The sequence below is a fragment of the Halorhodospira neutriphila genome (assembly GCF_016584055.1).
GTDB classification, from domain to species: Bacteria; Pseudomonadota; Gammaproteobacteria; order Nitrococcales; family Halorhodospiraceae; genus Halorhodospira; species Halorhodospira neutriphila.
The window spans coordinates 1-1798 of record NZ_NRSH01000223.1 but is presented as its reverse complement, the minus strand read 5'-3'; the positions used below and the strand labels follow the sequence as shown (position 1 = coordinate 1798).

Genomic DNA, 1798 nt, shown 5'->3' with positions numbered 1-1798 from the left:
GCGACGTGGAGCTCGTACGCGGCGAGCTCCGTGCGGATGGCCTCCATGCGCCGCCGGGCGTCGGCGACGTACTCGCTGTCCGGGTGCTCGGCGACGAGCCGGCGGTAGTTGGCGAAGGCGCGGCGCTTGGGCTCCGGGTCGCGGAGGGTGGGGTCGGCGCCGACGAGGCTGGCGAGGCCGCCGGGGCCCATGGCCTGCCGGGCGACGCCGCGCATGTAGAGCGCGTAGGCGACGTGCTCGTTGCGCGGGTGCATGCGGATGAACCGGTCGGCGGCGGCCACCGCCGAGGCGTGCTGCCCGGCGCGGTAGTGGGCGTAGACGATCATCAGCTGCGACTGCAGCGCGTGCTCGCCGAAGGGGTAGCGGGCGACGAGGTCCTCGAAGTCCTCGATGGCCGTGCTGTAGGCGCCGTTGCGCAGGCTCTCCCGCGCCTCGGCGTAGAGCGCCGCGGCGCTGCGCTGCTCGTCGCCGCGCTCGGCCGGGGCGCCGGCGCAGCCGGCGGCGACGGTGGCGGCGAGGGCGATCGCGGCCCAGGGGGCGGCTCGTCTCATGCGCAGGCTCCGGATCCGAGGATAGAGACCGCTATTGTAGCGGCTGCGAGGCAGTGACCCTACCGATGCAGCGACAGACCCACGAGGCCGTGGTCCCCGAGGCGCTCGCCGGCGAGCGCCTCGACCGGGCGCTGGCGGCGCTCTTCCCCGACTACTCGCGCAGCCGCCTGCAGCAGTGGATCCGCGCCGGGCGGGTGGCGGTCGGCGGCGCCGCGCGCCGGCCCCGGGACCCGGTGCGCGCCGGCGAGGCGGTGACCCTCGAGGCGGAGCCGGCGACCGAGACGCCGCTGCTCCCCGAGCCCATCCCGCTGCGGATCGTCCACGAGGACGACGCGCTGCTGGTGGTGGACAAGCCGGCGGGGCTGGTGGTCCACCCCGGCGCCGGCAACCCGGGCGGCACCCTGGTCAACGGGCTGCTCCACTACGACCCGGCGCTGGCGGCGCTGCCGCGGGCGGGGATCGTCCACCGGCTCGACAAGGACACCTCCGGGCTGCTGGTCGTCGCCCGGACCTACGCCGCCCACGCCCACCTGGTCGCCGAGCTCCAGGAGCGGCGGGTCGGGCGCACCTACCAGGCCGTGGTGGTCGGCCGGCCCACCGCCGGCGGCCGGGTCGAGGCCCCCATCGCCCGCCATCCGCGGGAGCGCAAGCGCATGGCGGTGGTCTCCGGCGGCCGGCCGGCGGCGACCCGCTACCGGGTCGCCGAGCGCTTCGCCGCCCACACCCTGCTCGACGTCGCCCTGGAGACGGGGCGGACCCACCAGATCCGCGTCCACATGGCCCACGTGGGGCTGCCGCTGCTCGGCGATCCGGTCTACGGCCGCCGCCCGGTCTTCCCCAAGGGGGCGAGCGAGGCGCTGCGCGAGGCCCTCGGCGGCTTCCGCCGCCAGGCCCTGCACGCCCGGCGGCTGAGCCTGCGCCACCCGGACGGCGGCGCCGAGGCGGCGTGGGAGGCGCCGGCGCCGGAGGACCTGGCGGCGCTGCTCGAGGCGCTGCGCGGTGGCTGAGCCGCGCTGGATCCCCGCCCTGTGGCCGGCGCCGCCGGGGGTGCGGGCGCTGACGACGACCCGGGCCGGCGGCTGCAGCCGCCCGCCCTTCGCCGCCCTGAACCTCGGCGACGCGGTGGGGGATGACCCGCAGGCCGTCGCCGAGAACCGCCGGCGGCTCATCGAGGCGGCGGGGCTGCCCGAGCCGCCGCGCTGGCTCGAGCAGGTCCACGGCACCCGGGTGGTCGCCGCCCACGAGGG

Annotated in this window: 3 protein-coding genes; 2 read left to right on the top strand and 1 reads right to left on the bottom strand. The window is 77.9% G+C overall.

What is annotated here, in order from left to right:
- The coding region (gene bamD, locus CKO13_RS11975) for an outer membrane protein assembly factor BamD (protein ID WP_200261336.1) at positions 1-551 on the bottom strand (551 nt) is incomplete at its 3' end.
- A 65-nt stretch (positions 552-616) separates the two neighbouring features.
- Here bamD and rluD point away from each other — a divergent pair.
- The gene (rluD, locus tag CKO13_RS11970; RefSeq protein ID WP_200261334.1) at positions 617-1558 is read left to right on the top strand and encodes a 23S rRNA pseudouridine(1911/1915/1917) synthase RluD; all 942 of its coding nucleotides are present in this window, start codon (positions 617-619) and stop codon (positions 1556-1558) included.
- Positions 1551-1798 (top strand): laccase domain-containing protein (locus CKO13_RS11965; RefSeq protein ID WP_200261332.1); only part of this gene is annotated, 248 nt, incomplete at its 3' end. The genes rluD and CKO13_RS11965, both read left to right, overlap by 8 nt.

What these genes read in the sequence shown, in the direction of transcription:
- rluD (WP_200261334.1), top strand. Translation starts at nt 617, where the DNA reads ATGCAGCGACAGACCCACGAGGCCGTGGTCCCCGAGGCGCTCGCCGGC.